The sequence below is a fragment of the Agromyces sp. H17E-10 genome, from assembly GCF_022919715.1.
Classification (GTDB): Bacteria; Actinomycetota; Actinomycetes; order Actinomycetales; family Microbacteriaceae; genus Agromyces.
In genome coordinates this window covers 1,483,133-1,499,712 of record NZ_CP095042.1, presented here as the reverse complement: position 1 = coordinate 1,499,712, position 16,580 = coordinate 1,483,133, and the positions used below count along the sequence as shown (strand labels likewise).

22 protein-coding genes and 1 tRNA gene are annotated in these 16,580 nt (G+C 66.1%); 18 read left to right on the top strand and 5 right to left on the bottom strand.

The window, feature by feature from the left end; genetic code table 11:
• Positions 1-203: 203 nt before the first annotated feature.
• Complete coding sequence (locus tag MUN74_RS06740) at positions 204-767, bottom strand: hypothetical protein (RefSeq protein ID WP_244855676.1); 564 nt, start codon at positions 765-767, stop codon at positions 204-206.
• Positions 768-950: 183 nt separating this feature from the next.
• Complete coding sequence (locus MUN74_RS06735; RefSeq protein ID WP_244855675.1) at positions 951-1,133, bottom strand: hypothetical protein; 183 nt, start codon at positions 1,131-1,133, stop codon at positions 951-953.
• Positions 1,134-1,328: 195 nt separating this feature from the next.
• On the opposite strand from MUN74_RS06735, the gene MUN74_RS06730 reads away from it, so the two are divergent.
• Genes MUN74_RS06730 through MUN74_RS06720 form a run of 3 tightly spaced genes read left to right on the top strand, consistent with a single transcriptional unit; the run spans position 1,329 to position 2,615 of the window.
• Positions 1,329-1,607: a hypothetical protein gene (locus MUN74_RS06730; RefSeq protein ID WP_244855674.1), complete on the top strand. Its 279-nt coding sequence runs from the start codon at positions 1,329-1,331 to the stop codon at positions 1,605-1,607.
• Positions 1,607-1,924: a hypothetical protein gene (locus tag MUN74_RS06725; protein WP_244855673.1), complete on the top strand. Its 318-nt coding sequence runs from the start codon at positions 1,607-1,609 to the stop codon at positions 1,922-1,924. Before MUN74_RS06730 ends, MUN74_RS06725 begins: the two co-directional genes overlap by 1 nt.
• Before the next feature lie 25 nt (positions 1,925-1,949).
• Positions 1,950-2,615 carry a prepilin peptidase gene (locus MUN74_RS06720; RefSeq protein ID WP_244855672.1) on the top strand — a complete coding sequence of 222 codons (666 nt, stop codon included), beginning with the start codon at positions 1,950-1,952 and terminating at the stop codon, positions 2,613-2,615.
• 5 nt (positions 2,616-2,620) lie between these two features.
• Here MUN74_RS06720 and MUN74_RS06715 read toward each other — a convergent pair whose 3' ends face one another.
• Positions 2,621-3,355, bottom strand: coding sequence for an NYN domain-containing protein (locus tag MUN74_RS06715; protein WP_244855671.1), 735 nt, complete (start codon positions 3,353-3,355; stop codon positions 2,621-2,623).
• Positions 3,356-3,847: 492 nt separating this feature from the next.
• On the opposite strand from MUN74_RS06715, the gene MUN74_RS06710 reads away from it, so the two are divergent.
• The 14 genes from MUN74_RS06710 (at position 3,848) to MUN74_RS06645 (ending at position 15,176) form a co-directional block, all read left to right on the top strand.
• Complete coding sequence (locus MUN74_RS06710) at positions 3,848-4,027, top strand: Flp family type IVb pilin (RefSeq protein ID WP_244855670.1); 180 nt, start codon at positions 3,848-3,850, stop codon at positions 4,025-4,027.
• Positions 4,028-4,063: 36 nt separating this feature from the next.
• Positions 4,064-4,489, top strand: coding sequence for a TadE family protein (locus tag MUN74_RS06705; protein ID WP_370647352.1), 426 nt, complete (start codon positions 4,064-4,066; stop codon positions 4,487-4,489).
• 47 nt (positions 4,490-4,536) lie between these two features.
• Complete coding sequence (locus tag MUN74_RS06700; RefSeq protein WP_244855669.1) at positions 4,537-5,517, top strand: Tad domain-containing protein; 981 nt, start codon at positions 4,537-4,539, stop codon at positions 5,515-5,517.
• A gap of 55 nt (positions 5,518-5,572) precedes the next feature.
• Positions 5,573-6,316, top strand: coding sequence for a Flp pilus assembly protein CpaB (cpaB, locus tag MUN74_RS06695; protein ID WP_244855668.1), 744 nt, complete (start codon positions 5,573-5,575; stop codon positions 6,314-6,316).
• Entirely contained in the window at positions 6,313-7,644 is a 1,332-nt protein-coding gene (locus MUN74_RS06690) for a CpaE/TadZ family protein (protein WP_244855667.1), read from the top strand. The genes cpaB and MUN74_RS06690 overlap by 4 nt, the downstream gene beginning before the upstream one ends.
• Entirely contained in the window at positions 7,631-9,142 is a 1,512-nt protein-coding gene (locus tag MUN74_RS06685) for a TadA family conjugal transfer-associated ATPase (RefSeq protein ID WP_244855666.1), read from the top strand. The genes MUN74_RS06690 and MUN74_RS06685 overlap by 14 nt, the downstream gene beginning before the upstream one ends.
• Positions 9,139-10,092, top strand: a complete 954-nt coding sequence (locus tag MUN74_RS06680) for a type II secretion system F family protein (protein WP_244855665.1) — start codon at positions 9,139-9,141, stop codon at positions 10,090-10,092. Before MUN74_RS06685 ends, MUN74_RS06680 begins: the two co-directional genes overlap by 4 nt.
• An 8-nt stretch (positions 10,093-10,100) precedes the next feature.
• Positions 10,101-10,976 (top strand): type II secretion system F family protein, encoded by an 876-nt coding sequence (locus tag MUN74_RS06675; RefSeq protein WP_244855664.1) that lies wholly within the window; start codon positions 10,101-10,103, stop codon positions 10,974-10,976.
• 160 nt (positions 10,977-11,136) lie between these two features.
• Positions 11,137-12,135, top strand: a complete 999-nt coding sequence (locus MUN74_RS06670; protein WP_244856370.1) for an alpha/beta hydrolase — start codon at positions 11,137-11,139, stop codon at positions 12,133-12,135.
• 47 nt (positions 12,136-12,182) lie between these two features.
• The gene (locus tag MUN74_RS06665; protein WP_244855663.1) at positions 12,183-13,202 is read left to right on the top strand and encodes a LacI family DNA-binding transcriptional regulator; all 1,020 of its coding nucleotides are present in this window, start codon (positions 12,183-12,185) and stop codon (positions 13,200-13,202) included.
• A 129-nt stretch (positions 13,203-13,331) separates the two neighbouring features.
• On the top strand, positions 13,332-13,820 hold the full coding sequence (locus tag MUN74_RS06660; RefSeq protein WP_244855662.1) for a YajQ family cyclic di-GMP-binding protein: 489 nt from the start codon (positions 13,332-13,334) through the stop codon (positions 13,818-13,820).
• A gap of 206 nt (positions 13,821-14,026) precedes the next feature.
• Positions 14,027-14,191, top strand: coding sequence for a hypothetical protein (locus MUN74_RS06655; RefSeq protein ID WP_244855661.1), 165 nt, complete (start codon positions 14,027-14,029; stop codon positions 14,189-14,191).
• A 14-nt stretch (positions 14,192-14,205) separates the two neighbouring features.
• Complete coding sequence (locus tag MUN74_RS06650) at positions 14,206-14,991, top strand: PH domain-containing protein (protein ID WP_244855660.1); 786 nt, start codon at positions 14,206-14,208, stop codon at positions 14,989-14,991.
• 100 nt (positions 14,992-15,091) lie between these two features.
• Positions 15,092-15,176, top strand: a tRNA-Tyr gene (locus MUN74_RS06645).
• Between the two features lie 78 nt (positions 15,177-15,254).
• On the opposite strand, the gene MUN74_RS19215 is transcribed toward MUN74_RS06645, so the two are convergent.
• Positions 15,255-15,380 (bottom strand): hypothetical protein, encoded by a 126-nt coding sequence (locus MUN74_RS19215; RefSeq protein ID WP_255820936.1) that lies wholly within the window; start codon positions 15,378-15,380, stop codon positions 15,255-15,257.
• A 206-nt stretch (positions 15,381-15,586) separates the two neighbouring features.
• Positions 15,587-16,027, bottom strand: a complete 441-nt coding sequence (locus tag MUN74_RS06640) for a VOC family protein (protein WP_244855659.1) — start codon at positions 16,025-16,027, stop codon at positions 15,587-15,589.
• A gap of 49 nt (positions 16,028-16,076) precedes the next feature.
• On the opposite strand from MUN74_RS06640, the gene MUN74_RS06635 reads away from it, so the two are divergent.
• The gene (locus MUN74_RS06635) at positions 16,077-16,553 is read left to right on the top strand and encodes a GNAT family N-acetyltransferase (RefSeq protein ID WP_244855658.1); all 477 of its coding nucleotides are present in this window, start codon (positions 16,077-16,079) and stop codon (positions 16,551-16,553) included.
• Positions 16,554-16,580 lie beyond the last annotated feature (27 nt).

Genomic DNA, 16,580 nt, shown 5'->3' with positions numbered 1-16,580 from the left:
ACCCCCAAGGCGCGCGAGGGGAGGATCCCCGCGACCGGGACACGCCCCTGTACCCCGGATCGCGCGCTCGACACGGCAGATATTGGCCCTGTCGACGGCAGGCCGCCACTGCGGGCGGACGTTTCGCCGCCCCCAGTTCGGGAGGGTTCGGGGGTCATGGTGCGCGATCGCGTTCGGGACGGGGCCGCACGGAGCACGATCGCTCAGCCCGCGGGCGAATCGACCGTCTTCTCGACGACGTCGAACTGCACGGCGTCAGTCTCACGACCGCCGAGAACCTGGCGCTCGAGCGCGCCGTCGAGTTCGTAGGCCGTCCCGGCGATCCAGTCGCCGCATGCCACGGCGGACCCGCCGGTCGCCTCGCCCTCGTTGCAGGAGACTCTGCGCCCGCCTTCTGCGAGGGGGACTGCGCGGGCGGCATCCGATGCGCCGAAGCTGCGCTGGTCGGGGGAGGCGACGTACCCCATCAGCACGCATGCGCTCGGGGTCGCGCCGGGCGGCGGGCACTCCGAAAGGAAGTGCACGGTGCCGACGAGTCGCACCGGTTCGCCGAGGTGCGCTTCGGGGTCGGCGATGAGGTCGGCGAACGCGATCTCGGTGACGGGCGACGGCGGGGATGACGCAGGCGAGGTCGCGCTCGTCACAGGCGTGCTCGCGGTGAGCGTCGGCGCGCCGGGCGCGCTCGCCGCGCAGCCCGTCAGCGCGAGGGCGCAGAGGCCCGCACCGCACACGAGTGCGGCGGCGCCACCGAGGCGTCCGGCGTTCACTGTTCCATGGTGCGCCGGTGTCGCCGAGGCGTCAACGAACTGCGTTCGGGTGGGTTGAGGAGCGAGCGCAGCGATCGTCTCGAAACCCCTCGCGAGGATGCCGCCCCAGGAGGGATTCGCTCCGGGTGATCGGTGGTGAAGCAGACCTGCAGAGGGTGCCGGCCGATCGTGGCGCCGACGGCGTCAGAGGCTGTTGCGGCCCCGGTCGATCTGGCGCTGCACCTCGGCGAGCTCGCGCTGCAGCTGCGGGTCGTGCGCCTTGGCGGTGAGCGGCCGACGATGATTCATCACGGCGACGAGGCCGACCAGGGCGGCAGCGGCGGTGATCGCACCGGTGGTGACGAGGGCGATGACGTAGGCGCTCATGTCGGCTCCTTCGGAGGCTCGGTCGGTGACCCGTGAGGGTCTGCCCAGACTACGTGGGCCGGCCGGCGGCGGCACCCCTTCGCGCCTGTGCATCGGCCGTGAGTAGGGCCGGCCGCTCGTCTCATCCGTGTTGGCGTGTCGCGACTTCGTCGCCTACAGTTTCGAACATCAGTTCGAATCTGTGAGGAGGTCATGATGCTCACGATCAGCGACGCAGAACCTGTGGCCGTCTGGCTCGACGGCGCGGAGCGCCCGGTGCGGCTCGTCTATCGAGGCATCCGATATCGGGTGATCGACACCCCGACGGCGCTCGCCAGGCAGCCCGAATGGCCGTCGGGCATCAGTCATCCTCCGGTCGACGTGCTGCTCGCGCCGGGCTGGCGGGTGACGGGGCGCACCGACGCCCACGACGTGCTCGTGTTCGACCTGCGGCTCGCGCCGTCGGGCTGGGTCGTCGAAGCGACGTACGCGTAGTGGGCGCGAACCACCGATACCCCGAGCGTGCCGACCAGCGCACCGACGAGCTGCAGCTCGAGCAGGCGAAGCGCGGTTCGCCCGTGTCGCTCACGACCTCCGAGGTGCGTCGTACAGGGCGCCGCAACGACGCTCGCGAGGCCGTGCCCGTGACGGCGACGGTGCGGTACCGCGTCGCCTACGAGGAGCCGCGCGAGGTGGAGGGCACGGCGATCGCTTGGACCAACGGTGCCGTGCTCGTGAAGTATCCCGACCCCGCGACCCGGCACGACAACTTCGTGTGGGTGTACGCGAACGCGGTGCGGCGGCGCGGCTGACCGCGTTGCCGCTACGCTGCTCAGCATGCTCCTCGACCTGCCGGCGATCGTCGCCGCTCTGGTTGCCGCGGCCGTCGGGTTCGCGCTCGGATGGTGGCCGTTGACGAGGTGGGCCGAGCACTCGATGAAGCACGACCGGATGCCGCGGCGCACGATCCGCATCGCATCGGCCGTGACCGCCGGGGTGGCCTTCAGTCTGCTCGCGTGGCGAGTCGTCGCGGCCGGCGACTACTGGCTGCTGCCGGCTCTGCTGGCGTTCGCCGCGTTCGCGACGGTGCTGTCGATCGTCGATCTCGCCGAGAAGCGGCTGCCGAACGCGGTCGTCTTTCCCGCGCTCGCGACCGTCGGGGTGCTGCTCGTTCCCGCCACGTGGGCCACGGGGGAGTGGATGCGGCTCGTGTGGGCGCTGGCCGGAGCATCCGCCATGTTCATCGCCTATTTCGTGCTCGCACTCATCTCTCCGTCGTCGATGGGCATGGGCGATGTCAAGCTCGCACTCGCGATCGGCCTGCTGGCCGGCTGGTTCGGGCTGTCGGCGTGGCTCGTCGCGCTGCTCGCCGCGTTCGTGATCGGCGGCGTCATCTCGCTCATCGCGCTCGCGCTGCGCAAGGTGACGCTGCGGGGGTCGATTCCGTTCGGGCCGTCGATGCTGGCGGGCGCGGTTGTGGCGGTGTTGCTCGCGGCTGGCTGACGGCGTCAGTTGCCGTTCTTGCTCTTGGCGCGAAGGCGGATGACGCCGCTCGGCGACGTCTCGACGACGAAGAGTTCGGTCGCACGTACGAGCTCTGAGAGCTTCGCGTAGCCCCAGTTGCGCGAGTCGAAGTCGGGTTGCTGACTCCGCATCAAGTTGCCGACGGCGCTGAGACTCGCCCATCCGTCCTCTCCGGAGGCCGAGGCAACGCTCGCGCGGAGTCCGGAGACGAGCTTTCCGTGGGTGCGCAACTTCGAAGTCGGGACTGGGGTGAGCACGGCCGCCGTGTTCTCCGCTTCGGGCTCCTCGAGCACGTCGAGATACGTGAACCGATCGCACGCGTTGCGAAGCGATTCGGGCGTCTTCCGCTCGCCGAACCCGTACACGGCCACGCCATCCTCACGGATGCGTGACGCGAGGCGGGTGAAGTCGCTGTCGGACGAGACGATACAGAACCCCTGGAACCTCCGCGTGTAGAGCAGGTCCATTGCGTCGATGATCAGCGCACTGTCGGTTGAGTTCTTGCCGGTGGTGTTGGCGAACTGCTGCATCGGCTGGATCACGTGCTCGCTCGCGACCGTCTTCCAGCTGCCGAGATTCGGCATGGTCCAGTCGCCGTACACACGCTTCACTGAAGCAGTGCCGAGACGTGCGACCTCGGCAAGGACGGCACCGATCTTCCACGGTGGCACGTTGTCGGCGTCGATCAGTACGGCGAGCAGGTCGTTGCGCTGGATCATCGCATCATCATGCCAGCGGGCCGGTGGGAGTCAAGGAAGTTGGACCCGAGGGGATCGCGGCCGGCTGCATCAACCCACGAGAGCAACTCCGAGGTGGTCCACGCCCTGCCAAGGAACCGGAGCACCCTGTCGACGAGTGTCCCCCGAATGTCGCGATCTGGGGTACTCCCCAATGTAGGGGGTGGGCAACTCGATTCGACATCGGCCAACCAAGCCGCATCGGGGTACAGATGTACCCCGAACAACGGGTACGCCTGTACCCCATATTTGTACCCCGATGAACCCCCAGACCGGGGGGCACAGTCTGACATCTTGCGCGAAAACACGCGGATCTGTGCGGATCATTGCGTGGGTGCGGGGATGCCTCCCCCAAAGTGGGGCCTAGGTCCCCCTGAATCCGCTGGATAACTTCATTCCACCGCATGTACCCGCATGTGGGACCAGCCATCCTTCGGGGTGGTGAGTGTAATCCATACCCGAAGGAATTTGATCATGCTGAAGGCATACGCGGCGCTCCAGGCGCGTCTCAACTCGCTCCGCACCGAAGAAGACGGCAACGCCGCCGAGTACGGGCTCATCATCGCGATTGTCGCTCTCGGCATCGTCGTCGGCCTCGGCGCACTCGCGCTGGCACTGAACGGCATGTTCAACGACGTCGCATCCAACCTGTAACCGGTTCGAATCCAGTTGCGTGGGCGGGCGGTGCCAATGGCACCGTCCGCCTCGGTGGCTCCCATGATGAATCGACAACGCGACTGCGAACGTGGTGCGGCGGCTGTGGAGTTCGCGCTGATTCTTATTCCGCTCCTCGTTCTGCTGCTGGGCATTATCGAGTTCGGCTACGTCTTCAACCAGCAGCTCACGGTGACGAATGCCGCCCGAGAAGGTGCGCGCGTCCTCGCCATTACGAAGGACTCTGGGGAGGCAACGGCGGCTGCCGCATCGGCAGCGAGCACGTTGGGTGGCACTCCGACCATTAGCGTCGTGCAGGTCTGCCCGACGAGCGGCAGCGGGGGAGACGCGGAAGTCGCGTTGAGCCTTCCCATGACCACTCTCACTGGGATTGAATCCCTCGTCCCAGGGTTTCCGAGCATCACATTGACCGGGAGAGGCGTGACGCCATGTGGGGGATAATGCGTCGGTTCCACGATTCGTTCAAGCGTGATCGCGGGGCTTCCGCGGTGGTCTTCGCACTCGCGCTCGTGCCGCTGCTCGGAGCAGGCGCGATCGCTATCGATGTCGGGGCGCTCTATGCGGAGCGCGCGCAGCTGCAGAATGGCGTCGACGCTGCAGCTCTCGCAGTTGCTGCCGCGTGTGCCAACAATGAGTCGAATTGCGGGGGGACCGCCGGGACCACAGCTCAGCGGTATGTCGACGAGAACGCGGCGATTGTCCGCGATCCGGCCGCCAATACGCCGAACATCAACTACGCCGACAACACGGTGACTGTAACTGCTGCAACTGACGTCGACCACGTCCTAGCACAGCTCCTGGGAGCAGATTCGAGCGTTGTTACTGCGTCGGGTTCAGCCGAGTGGGGCCAGCCTGTCGCAGGCTCGACGTTGCCCTTGGCGATTGGCGTCTGCGAGTTCGATCAATATCCACCGCTCGATCCCACCGCGCCGCCATCGAAAATCCTCGTGCAATACAACACGACCGCTCGAGCGGGGTGTGACGAAACCTACGCGCCTGGTGGGTTCGGCTGGCTCGACGCCGCCGACTGCATCGCGAATCTTGATGTCTCCGGCGGTGCCGTTTGGCACAAGGGCGATCGCGGTAACAACCTCTCGAAGAGTGGGTGTGACGCAGACACCGACATTGCACCACTTCGCGGCACCACGGTGCTGATACCGATCTACGACTCATACAAGAAGGTCAACTCGACGTGTTCTGAGGCCAACATCGCAAGCGGCGGAACGGTCTGTTTGCGGATTGCCAAGTTCGCCGCCTTCGTGCTCACTGGTTTCAAGCTGAGCGGCAGCAGCGCGTACGTCGATTCTGGCGCGCCTCGATGCACCGGCTCCTGCCGCGGACTCCAGGGGTACTTCGTCAAGTACGTGTCCGTGGACGAGGCATTCGAACTCGGGGATGGCGATCCCGAGGGTCTCAGCGTCGTACGAATGATCATCACCCCGGATGAACTCGCCGACCTGACGAACTAGCAGTTACGCGATATCTCCCGGCCGTGTCCCGGAGCCCTACAAGAAAGCGGACATCGTGAAGACCCGAATTATCGGCGCTATCCTCGCAGTTTTGCTCGCCGTTGCAGGCGGGTTCGCCCTCTATCTGTACGCCCGCAGTGCCGATGCGCGAGCGACGGCGAACGCTGAATTCGTCGACGCATATGTAGTTGCCAAGGATGTTCCGATCGGGACCCCCGGCGAGACGATCGACGATTTCGTGACAGTGAGCCGGGTATCAAAGTCGGCGATGCCGGAGGATGCGGTTGAGGCGCTTGATGATCTCAACGGATTGGTTGCGACGACGGAACTCCTCACTGGCGACATCTTGCGCGAAGGGCGCTTCGCAGACCCGCAGGACGCCGCCGCCGGAACTGTGGCGGTCCCCGAAGGCATGCAAGAGGTCACGGTCACACTGCCGGTTGCGCGCGCAGTCGGTGGAGAAGTGAAGCCAGGCGACTATGTCGGGCTCGTCTACTCCAGCAACACGGCCTCGCGAGCCAACAACGAGCAGCTTGCGCTGACTCAATTCGCCTTCCATCGAGTTCTGGTTACGAAGGTGACGCCTGGTCGAACGATTCAGACTTCGAATGAAGACACCACTACCCAAGTGGATGCGTTCATGGTCACCTTCGCGGCAACGACTCCGCAGGTCGAGAAGATCGTGTACGGAGCTGAGCAGCAGGAGGATGGGTTCGGTGGCATCTGGCTGACGCTTGAGCCCGAGACCGCGACGCAGACCGGATCCACTCAGCGCAGCGGAGAGAACATCTTCCAGTGACCCGCTACCTGCTCGTCAGTCGCAGCGCGGAGTATGAGAATCGCCTTCGCCGCCTCCTCGGTGCGCGCCTGCAGACGGTTCCTGGCGAGTACTTGGCGTTCGGCACTACGGAGGTGGTCGGCCAGGTGCAAGACGATCCAGCCGTCGCGCTGCTCGGACCGCTGTTGAGTTTCGACGAATCGCGGTCGATAGCCGCTGCGCTTCGGGAGAAGAACGCCGGACTTGGAATCATTGTCGTGCGAGAGCAGCGCTCCGACCTCGAGGACTGGGTGGACGCGATGGACATCCAAGCGGTGCTGAGTCCGGAAGCGACCGATACTACGACGCTCGATCTGGTCGAACGGCTCGACGCCTGGCTTGTGACAGCCGGCAGGGCACAGCCGTATTCCGGTGATGCCATCGCGAGCGGGGTCGAGGAGGCGTCAACGCTCACATTCGTCGAACTTGCGGCGGATGATGATGCGACCGACGGGGAGGACGCCCTCGATGCGGAAGTGGCCGATGAGTCCTCCGCCGTTGAGGCGTGGGTTCTTCCGCCCATGGATCCTGCGGTCCGAAGTGAGGTCATCACCGTCGCGGCGCCGAAGGGTGGGCAAGGCAAGACGACCATGGCGGTCAATCTCGCAGTGGGACTCGCTGAGGTCGCGCCAAACTCCGTTGTGATCGTCGATGCCGATCTCCAATTCGGAGATGTCGCGAACGTCCTGGATCTTCAGCCGACTCGCGATCTCGCGGACTTCGTGCGAGCGGCCGACGACGAGGTGCAGATCAAGACTCAGCTCGTACGTCACTCGGACGACTTCTTCGTCGTGCCCGCCCCGTTGTCGCCGGAGTTCGCCGATGACATCGATGCTGCGAGTCTTGGCCGGCTTATCGATCAGCTCGCGAAAATGTTCCGATACGTCATCGTCGATACGACGCCGGGCCTCGGTGAGCATACGATCACCGCACTCGAACATGCCACTGACGGTGTCTTCGTGAGCTCACTTACCGTCGCCAGCCTTCGTGCGTTGAGGACGGAGTTCCAGCTGTTGACGGAGCTTGGACTCATTCCGCGCAACCGCCACATCGTGCTCAACAACGTCGAGAAAAACACCGGGCTCATCCCCGCCGATGCAACAGCGATCATCGGGGCGGAGGCCGACGTCGTCGTGCCAAGATCGCAGGGCGTGTTGCTCGCTGCCAACGCCGGTGCTCCACTCATCCACCACGATCCGCGCGATAGTGCTGCCAAAGCGGTCCGTGCCCTCGTACAACGGGTCGATCCCGCCGCCGTCCCAACTCGTCGACGGATCCACAGAAAGGCGCGACAAGATGAGCCTGAGTGACCGACTGAGGGCACGCAACAGCCCCACCGAGAGCGACGAAGCCGCACCGTCGCAGCCCAACTCCTCGGAGACGACCGATGCCGCACCTGTCGTTCCGCCGACATCCGAGGCAAGCGCTCGGGCTGACGAGAACGAGCCCGTGCACACATCGACCTGGGAAGCACTCGCAAGTCCGCACCTGATGACCGCCGCGGCCGTCGATCCCTTCGCAGAGCTCAAGGAACGCTCGGCCGACGAGTTGTTCCGACGGATCGGTGGCCGTCTCAACGATCCCAATCTGTCGGAGGAGCAGCTCCACTCGATCGCCCGCGATGAACTTGGGCGCATCATCGAATCCGAACAGGTCGCGCTGACGGCGGTCGAGCGCAACCGCTTGATCGCCGACATCGGCGCAGATGTGCTCGGATTCGGCCCCCTCGAGGCACTGCTCGATGACGAGTCGGTCACAGAAATCATGGTGAACCGATTCGACCAGATCTATGTTGAGCGCAATGGTCGTCTATTCGAGTCGCACAGCCGCTTCTCCAGCGAGGCCCATCTTCGCCGCGTGATCGAGCGCATCGTGTCGCGTGTCGGCCGGCGCATCGACGAAGCATCGCCGCTCGTCGACGCCCGACTCGAAGATGGCTCTCGCGTCAACGCTGTCATTCCACCACTAGCGGTGGATGGATCGTCGCTCACCATTCGTAAGTTCTCAAAGACGCCATACACTGTCGACGACCTCGTGCGGTTCGAAACGATAAATCGTGAGATCGCAACTGTCCTCGACGCATCGGTCAGAGCGAAGCTGAACATCTTGGTTTCGGGCGGTACCGGCACCGGTAAGACCACCCTGCTCAACGTGCTCTCGGCGTTCATTCCAAATAATGAGCGCATCATCACGATCGAAGATGCCGTCGAATTGCAGCTCCAGCAGGAGCATGTCGTCCGACTCGAGTCGCGCCCCGCGAACATCGAGGGCCGGGGCGAAATCACGATTCGCGATCTGGTACGCAACTCGCTGCGCATGCGGCCCGACCGCATCGTTGTGGGCGAGGTGCGTGGGGGCGAGTCGCTTGACATGCTCCAGGCCATGAACACCGGCCACGAGGGCTCGATCTCGACCATTCACGCGAACTCGCCGCGTGATGCGCTTGCTCGCCTGGAGACGCTTGTACTGATGGCAGGTATGGACCTGCCACTCCGCGCGATCCGCGAGCAGATCGCGTCGGCCATCGATGTGATCGTGCAGATCGGTCGTCTTCGCGATGGAACCCGCCGTGTGGTGAGCATCACCGAGGTTCACGGCATGGAAGGCGAAGTCATCACGATGCAGGACGTCTTCTCATTCGACTACGCCGCCGGAATGGATAGCACCGGTCGGTATCTCGGCCACGCAGAACCTACCGGAGTGCGCCCCCGCTTCGTGGAGCGGTTCACAGAGGCGGGCATCGAAGTTCCCGTCAGCGTCTTCCAGTTCCAGCCGCGCTCGAGTACCTTGCTCGGGGAGATCCGATGAATGTCCTGCTCGCATTCGGCATTATCTTCGGTGCGCTCGCGCTCTTCGCGATCGTCTTCCTCGTTGTCGCGCCGCCGCCGCGACGCGTCGCGATCGAGCGCCGGATCGCACCCGGTGAAGAGCACGTATCGGCGCTCAGCAAGGCGACCGATCGCGCGGTGGCGACGATCGAATCAGTCTCTGGGAGACGTGAACACCGCCTGTTCGGTGAGGAGCGGCTAGAACTGGCGGGCATCAAGTCCGAGCCGTCGGCGTTCCTCATCGTCGTGATTGCGGTGTCCGCGGTACTTGGGCTTCTCGGTGTCGTGATCGGCTTCGGTTCATTCTGGTCGGTGATCCTCGGTGCGCTCTTCGCGGCGCTCGGGCCGTTGCTCGTTTCTCTGTTCCTGTCGAGCCGAACCGAGTCGCGTCGATCGAAGTTCGGTGATCAGCTCGACGACACGCTGCAGTTGGTATCGGGCAACCTTCGCGCTGGCCATGGTCTGATGCAGTCGATCGACTCCGTGGCACAGCACGCCGATCCTCCGACGTCCGAGGAGTTCGCTCGCATCGTCAACGAGACCCGCATCGGCCGTGATCTCGGTGACGCGCTGTCGGGGACAGCTGATCGGATGAAGTCCGATGACTTCACTTGGGCTGCGCAAGCGATTCAAATCAACCGGGAGACCGGCGGCAACTTGAGTGAGACGTTGCAGCGCACCGCCGCGACGATTCGGGAGCGTAATCAGATCCGGCGTCAGGTGAAGGCGCTAAGTGCGGAGGGGCGACTGTCGGCGACGATCCTGATCCTGCTGCCGATCGTCGTCGTGCTCGGGGTAATCGTTCTTCGCCCTGAGTACCTTGCGCCATTCGTTGAAACCCCGATTGGATGGGCGGCGATGTTCGTCGCGATCCTCCTGATGATCATCGGCATCGTCTGGATGATCGCTGCCGTCAGGGTGAAGTTCTAGGAGCGCGCATGAACCTCGTCATGATTCTCTCCATCGCCGCTGTCGCGGTTGGGATCGGTCTCTTCGTCTTCCTGCTCGTGTCGGCGATTCCGTCGAATGCCGATGTGCGAGCCGTCGTCTCACCGGCGTCTGAGCAGGAGCGCCTGCGCGTCGAGCGACGGACCTTTGCGCAGACCCTCGTCGCTGTGATGCCGACTGGCTATACCGGCTGGATCCAGCGGAAGATCATCTACGCCGGTCGAACGAATCAGTGGACCGTCGGTGGATTCCTGACCCTCCGAATCGTCGTTGGCGCCATCGGACTGCTCATCGTCGTGCTCACCTTGATCTTGGCCAAGGGTGTGCTGCCGATCGTCGCCGGCCTGTTGTTCGGCCTGCTGATCATCATCGCGCCCGATGTCATGCTCTCGAGCAGAGCAGACGACCGTCAGAAGGCGATCCTCCTCGCGCTACCCGACACCCTCGACCAGATGACCATCGCGGTCGAGGCGGGCCTTGGTTTCGAAGCTGCGATGGCCAAGGCCGCCCGTGGCGGAAGCGGCCCGCTGTCCGAGGAACTCATCCGAACGCTCCAAGACATGTCCATCGGGCGCTCGCGCTATGACTCGTATGACGCGCTCCTCGCGCGAACCGATTGCGCTGACCTCAAGCGATTCGTGCGTGCGATCCAGCAAGCTGATCGCTATGGCATCGCGATCGCTGACGTGCTCCGCGTCCAATCCGGTGAGATGCGTGTCAAACGTCGGCAGCGGGCTGAAGAATCGGCGATGAAGGTTCCGATCAAGGTCGTGTTCCCGCTCGTCTTCACAATCCTTCCGGTGCTCTTCATCGTGCTGCTCTTCCCTGCGGTGGTCGGGATGGTGAAGACTTTCGGCGGCTACTGACTGCGGCAATCGAGTCGGCAACTGACACCTCGATAGGCTGACCCCGACACCGCCGCCCAGGGGAGGGGGAGCCGTGGCCGAGCCGACACCCGCCGATTCGAAACTCGCCGACGCGTCCGCCGACGAGCCCGGCGAACGAGACGCCTCCTGGCGACCCGACATCCTCGGCCCGGGTTTCGAACAACTGACGCTGCCGCTCGGCGATGATGCCGAGGGCGAGGTCGTCGCGACCCTCGTCAGGCACCGGCCGGCGTGGCGGTGGCGGTGGCGCAGGCCCGAGGCATCCCGAATCGATGTGCTGTACGTGCACGGCTGGAGCGACTACTTCTTCAACCCCGAGCTCGCCGAGTTCTGGTCGGGCCTCGGCGCGCGCTTCTTCGCGCTCGACCTGCGCAAGTACGGCCGCAGCCTGCGCCCCGGCCAGACGCCCGGCCTCGTCACCGACCTGGCCTCCTACGACGCCGACATCGCGGCCGCGCTCGCGGCGATGGGGCACGACCCCTCCGCTTCGACAGGCTCAGCGGGCGACGGGGGCGCCGGGGATGCCACGGGCCGACACCTCCTCGTCATGGGCCACTCGACCGGAGGGCTGACGCTGTCACTCTGGGCCGCGCGCCACCGGGGCGTCGCGTCGGCGATCGTGCTCAACAGTCCCTGGCTCGAGTTCCAGCTCTCGAAGATCGGGCGCGAGGCGGTCGCACCCCTCATGCAGTTCGGGGCTCGGGTGCATCCGCTCGCGCCGCTGCCGAACGTCGACCTCGGCTTCTACACGCGCGCCGTCGCGAAGGAGCAGGGCGGCCAGTGGGAGTACGACCACGCCTGGCGCCCCGACCACGGCTTCGCGACGAATCCGGCCTGGCTGACCGCGGTGCTCGCCGGGCACGCCACGGTCGCCGCGGGCATCGACGTCGGCGCCCCCGTGCTGACCCTGCTATCGGCGCGGTCGACCATTCTCGCCCGGTGGGACGAGGCGATGCGCTCCACCGACAGCGTGCTCGTCGTCGACGAGATCGCCGAGCGGGCGACGAAGCTCGGAGCATCCGTCACCATCGAACGCATCGACGGCGCCCTGCACGACGTCGTGCTCTCGGCTGAGCCGGCTCGCGCCGCGTCGTACGCCGCGATCAGGCGGTGGGTGGCGGGGTACGCGCCCCGATAGGATTTCTCGGGTACGAGGCTCGGCGCGGGCCCGAAGAATGAGGGGCCATGGCCGGCATCGAAGAGGTCGCGAAGCTCGCGGGGGTCTCGACCGCGACCGTCTCGCGCGCACTCAGCGGGCGCGGGCACGTCTCGGCCGCGTCGAAGGCGAAGGTCGTCGAGGCCGCCGCGCGGCTCGGCTACGTCGTCTCGTCGAACGCCTCGTCGCTCGCGTCGGGGCGCACGCGCAACATCGGCGTCGTCATCCCCTTCTTGAACCGGTGGTTCTTCTCGTCGGTGCTCGAGGGAGCGCAGCAGGCGCTGCTGCGCCACGGCTACGACCTCACGCTCTACAACCTCTCGGGCGACGGGCAGGAGCGCGCGAGCGTCTTCGAGCACTTCCTGCTGCGCCAGCGCGTCGACGCGGTCATCGCCGTCTCGCTCGAGCTCACGGCCCCCGAGGTGCAGCGGCTGCACGACCTCGGCAAGCCGCTCGTCGGCGTCGGCGGACCCATCCCCGGCGTGCGCACGCTCACCATCGACGACGTCGCCGTCGCCCGGCTCGCCACCGAGCACCTCATCGGGCTCGGCCACCGGCGCATCGCCCACATCGGCGGCGACCTCGAGTTCGACCTCGACTTCCACCTGCCCACCAACCGTCGCATCGGCTACGAGGGGGCGCTTCGGGATGCCGCGATCGAGGTGGACCCGCGGCTGTTCGCGCCGGCCGACTTCACCATTCGAGGCGGTTACCACGCGGCGAAGCAACTGCTCGGTGCGCCGCACGACCGGCCCACCGCGATCTTCGCCGCATCCGACGAGATGGCGATGGGCTCCATCTTGGCCGCGCGCGACCTCGGGCTCGTCGTGCCCCGCGACGTGTCGATCGTCGGCATCGACGACCACGACCTCGCCGACTTCTTCGCGCTCACGACGGTCGCGCAGTTCCCGCGCGTGCAGGGCGAGCAGGCGGTCGAGATCCTCATGGACGAGCTCGAACCCTCATCGTCGTCGGCGCCGCCGCCCGCCGCGACGCCCCTGCCGTACGAGCTGCGCGTGCGTTCGTCGACGGCGCGGCCGCCCGAGTGACGCCTCCGTCGGTCGAGTAGGAGCGGAGCGACGTATCGAGACCACTGCGATGCGTGGTCTCGATACGCTCCTTCGTCGCTACTCGACCGACGGGGTGTATCCAACAGCTCTCTCGGTAAACTGGCCCGCATGGCAGATGCAACGTTCGACATCGTGAGCAAGGTCGACAAGATGGAGGCCGAGAACGCCGTCAACCAGGCGCGCAAAGAGGTCGAGCAGCGCTACGACTTCAAGAACGTCGGCGCCTCGGTCGAGTGGAGCGGCGAGAAGGTCCTGCTGAAGGCCCAGACCGAAGAGCGCGTCAAGGCCGTGCTCGAGGTCGTCGAGTCGAAGTTCATCAAGCGCGGCATCACGCTGCGCGCGCTCGACACGGGTGAGCCGTACGCGTCGGGCAAGGAGTTCCGCATCGAGATCGCCCTCAAGAACGGCATCGACAGCGAGAACGCGAAGAAGATCTCGAAGATCATCCGCGACGAGGCGCCCAAGAGCGTCAAGAGCCAGATCCAGGGCGACGAGCTGCGCGTCTCGTCGAAGAGCCGCGACGACCTGCAGGCGACGATGGCGCTGCTCAAGGGCAAGGACCTCGACGTCGCGCTGCAGTTCACGAACTTCCGGTAGGGGTCTCGATACGCGTCGCCTCCGGCGGCGCTACTCGACCACCGGGTGGGCGCTTCGCGCCTACTCGACCACCGGGGAAGCCGGGGCTCGCGCGGCGCGCCGCGCCCGCCCCGCAGCATCCATGCGGTAAGAATGCCGGGTCAGGGCTCGCTCGTGGGGTGGCCGGCCTGCCATCGCACGAACAGAGAAGGGAAAACGCAGAAACCATGAAGTTGGTCAAGCGCATACTCCTCGCCCTCGTCATCGTCTTCGCCGCGTTCTACCTGATCACGCGGCCCGAGGATGCGGCGAACGCGGTGCAGGGCGCCGTCGACGCCGTCTTCAACGCGATCGCCTCGATCGGCACCTTCTTCATGTCGCTCGTCTCCTAGCGAGGAGGCGCACCGTGGGCTTCTTCGATCCGCACGTCGAGCGGCACCTCATCGCCGATGAGGGCGAGGTGATCGTCGACGAGGTCACCAAGCACTGGGCGGCGAACGTCGCGGCGACGCTCGAGATGCTCGCGGCGATCCCGGTGCTGCTCCTGCTGAACGTGCTGCCCTCGCAGCTGTACTTCATCCCGATCTTCGGAGCGCTCTACCTCGTGCTCGACGGCCTGCGCCGCATCCTCGGCCGCCGTATGGACCGCTTCGTCGTCACCAACATGCGCGTGTTCCGCGTGCACGGAATCCTGGCGCAGCGCATCGCGACCATGCCGCTCACGCGAATCCTCGACATCTCGGTGCACAAGCCGATCATCGGGCGCGTGCTCAACTACGGCCACTTCATCTTCGAGTCGGCCGCGCAAGACCAGGGGCTGCGCGAGATCCGCTTCGTCGGCTCGCCCGACCAGCGCGGGCTCACCATCCAGCGCGTCATCCAGCGTGCGGGTCTGCGGGGCGGTGGTCGTGGCGGCGCGGCATCCGCCCTCGTGACCGGGATGCCGCAGCAGGACACCGGCGACCAGCAAGCGCGTTCGGGTGAGCGTGGCGGGCGCACGTTCGACGACGGCGAGGCGCGCACGCAGCCCGTGCCGATCGTGAACGGGTCGCACCAGGGCTGGCTGTCGACGTCGCCGACGGCCCGCAACGACACGAGCGCGGTGAACACGACGTCGCCCATCCGGGCCGACGGCACGCGGCGCGATCAGGGCGACACGTCCGAGGCGCCGTGGTGGCGTCCGTCGGACTGAGCGGTCGCGCGCACCTGCGCGGCCTCGATTTCCGCGAGAGGGCCTCGGCGGGTATCCTTGTCAGGCCCCCGGTTGTGTGCAGAACTCGGTCGGGTGCGATGGCGAGTTACCCAAGCGGCCAAAGGGATCTGACTGTAAATCAGACTGCATTGCATTCGGGGGTTCGAATCCCTCACTCGCCACCAGAGAAAGCCCCGGTTCACCGGGGTTTTCGTGTATCCGGGGCAGGTGGTCGGCCGTCACAGCAGCCGGCGACTCGGTCGTCACAGCAGCATGCCGACGGTGATGACGAACACCACGGTGACGGCGAAGCTGACGAGCAGCATGCCTGCGTCGTGGTTGCTGACGGTGTCGGTCGTGCTCTTCTCGTCGTACCGGTGTTGACTCACGTGCATGCTCCTCTCGTGTCACCCCCGTGCGAGCCATGCTTCCCGAACCGCGGAGTTCGGCGAAAGGGGTTGACGACCGGCGGCGAGCGGACGGCCGGGCGCCTCGGCGAGGGGTCAGTCGAGCGTCGGCGAGCGGTCAGCCGGGCACTTCGGCACTTCGGTGAGGGGTCGGCCGGTCGACTCGGCGAGCATCCCGGCGCGGGCGGTCAACCGATCGACTCGGCGAGGGCGATGATCGCGCCGCCCGGGCCGCGCAGGTAGCACAGGCGGTAGTACCGCTCGTAGTCGGCGATCTCGCCGACGAGCTTGCCGCCGTGCGCGCGCAGCCGTTCGACGGTGTCGTCGATGTCGTCGACCTCGAACATGACGCTGCGCAGGCCCAGCAGGTTCGGCGTCGCGTTGGCGGGTGACGGGGTGAGCACGTCGGGCGAGCGGAACTGCGTGAGCTCGAGCTTGCCGTGCCCGTCGGGCGTCGACATCATCACGATGTCGACGCGCACGTCGTCGATGCCGTTGACCCGGTCGACCCAGTCGCCTTCGACGGCGGCGACGCCCTCGCTCTCGAGACCGAGCTCGGTGAAGAACGCGATCGCGGCCTCGAGATCGTCGACGATGAGGCTGACGTGGTCCATGCGCGGTGTCGTCATGTGGCAGAGCCTACGCGCGGGGTCCGACGTCGCCCCTATGATCGCGAGCGTGAGCGCATCGACCGCTGCCGAGACCCATCCGCTGAACGATGAACACGCGGGTGAGTTGCTCACCCTGCAGCGCGCGGCCTACGTCACCGAGGCGCAGCTGTACGGCGACCCCTTCTTGCCGGCCCTCACGCAGACACTCGACGAGGTGCGGCACGAGCTGCGGCATCCCGCGCTCGGTGTGACGGAAGACGGGCGACTCATCGCCGCCGTGCGGTGGACGGTCGACGGGGCGGTCGCGCACATCGGCCGGCTCGTCGTCGCGCCCGACCAGCAGGGCCGCGGGCTCGGCACGACGCTGCTGCGCGCGGCCGAGGCGGCGAGCGGGGCTGACTCGTTCGAGCTGTTCACGGGGCACCTGAGTGCGGCGAACATCCGGTTGTACGAGCGCGAGGGGTACCGCGAGTTCCGGCGCGAGGCGCTGCAGCCCGGGGTGGAGCTGGTGTTCCTGCGCAAGGATGCGTCGGCCGCAAGCTGAGCCCTGAGCGGGTACGCGAGCTTCGGA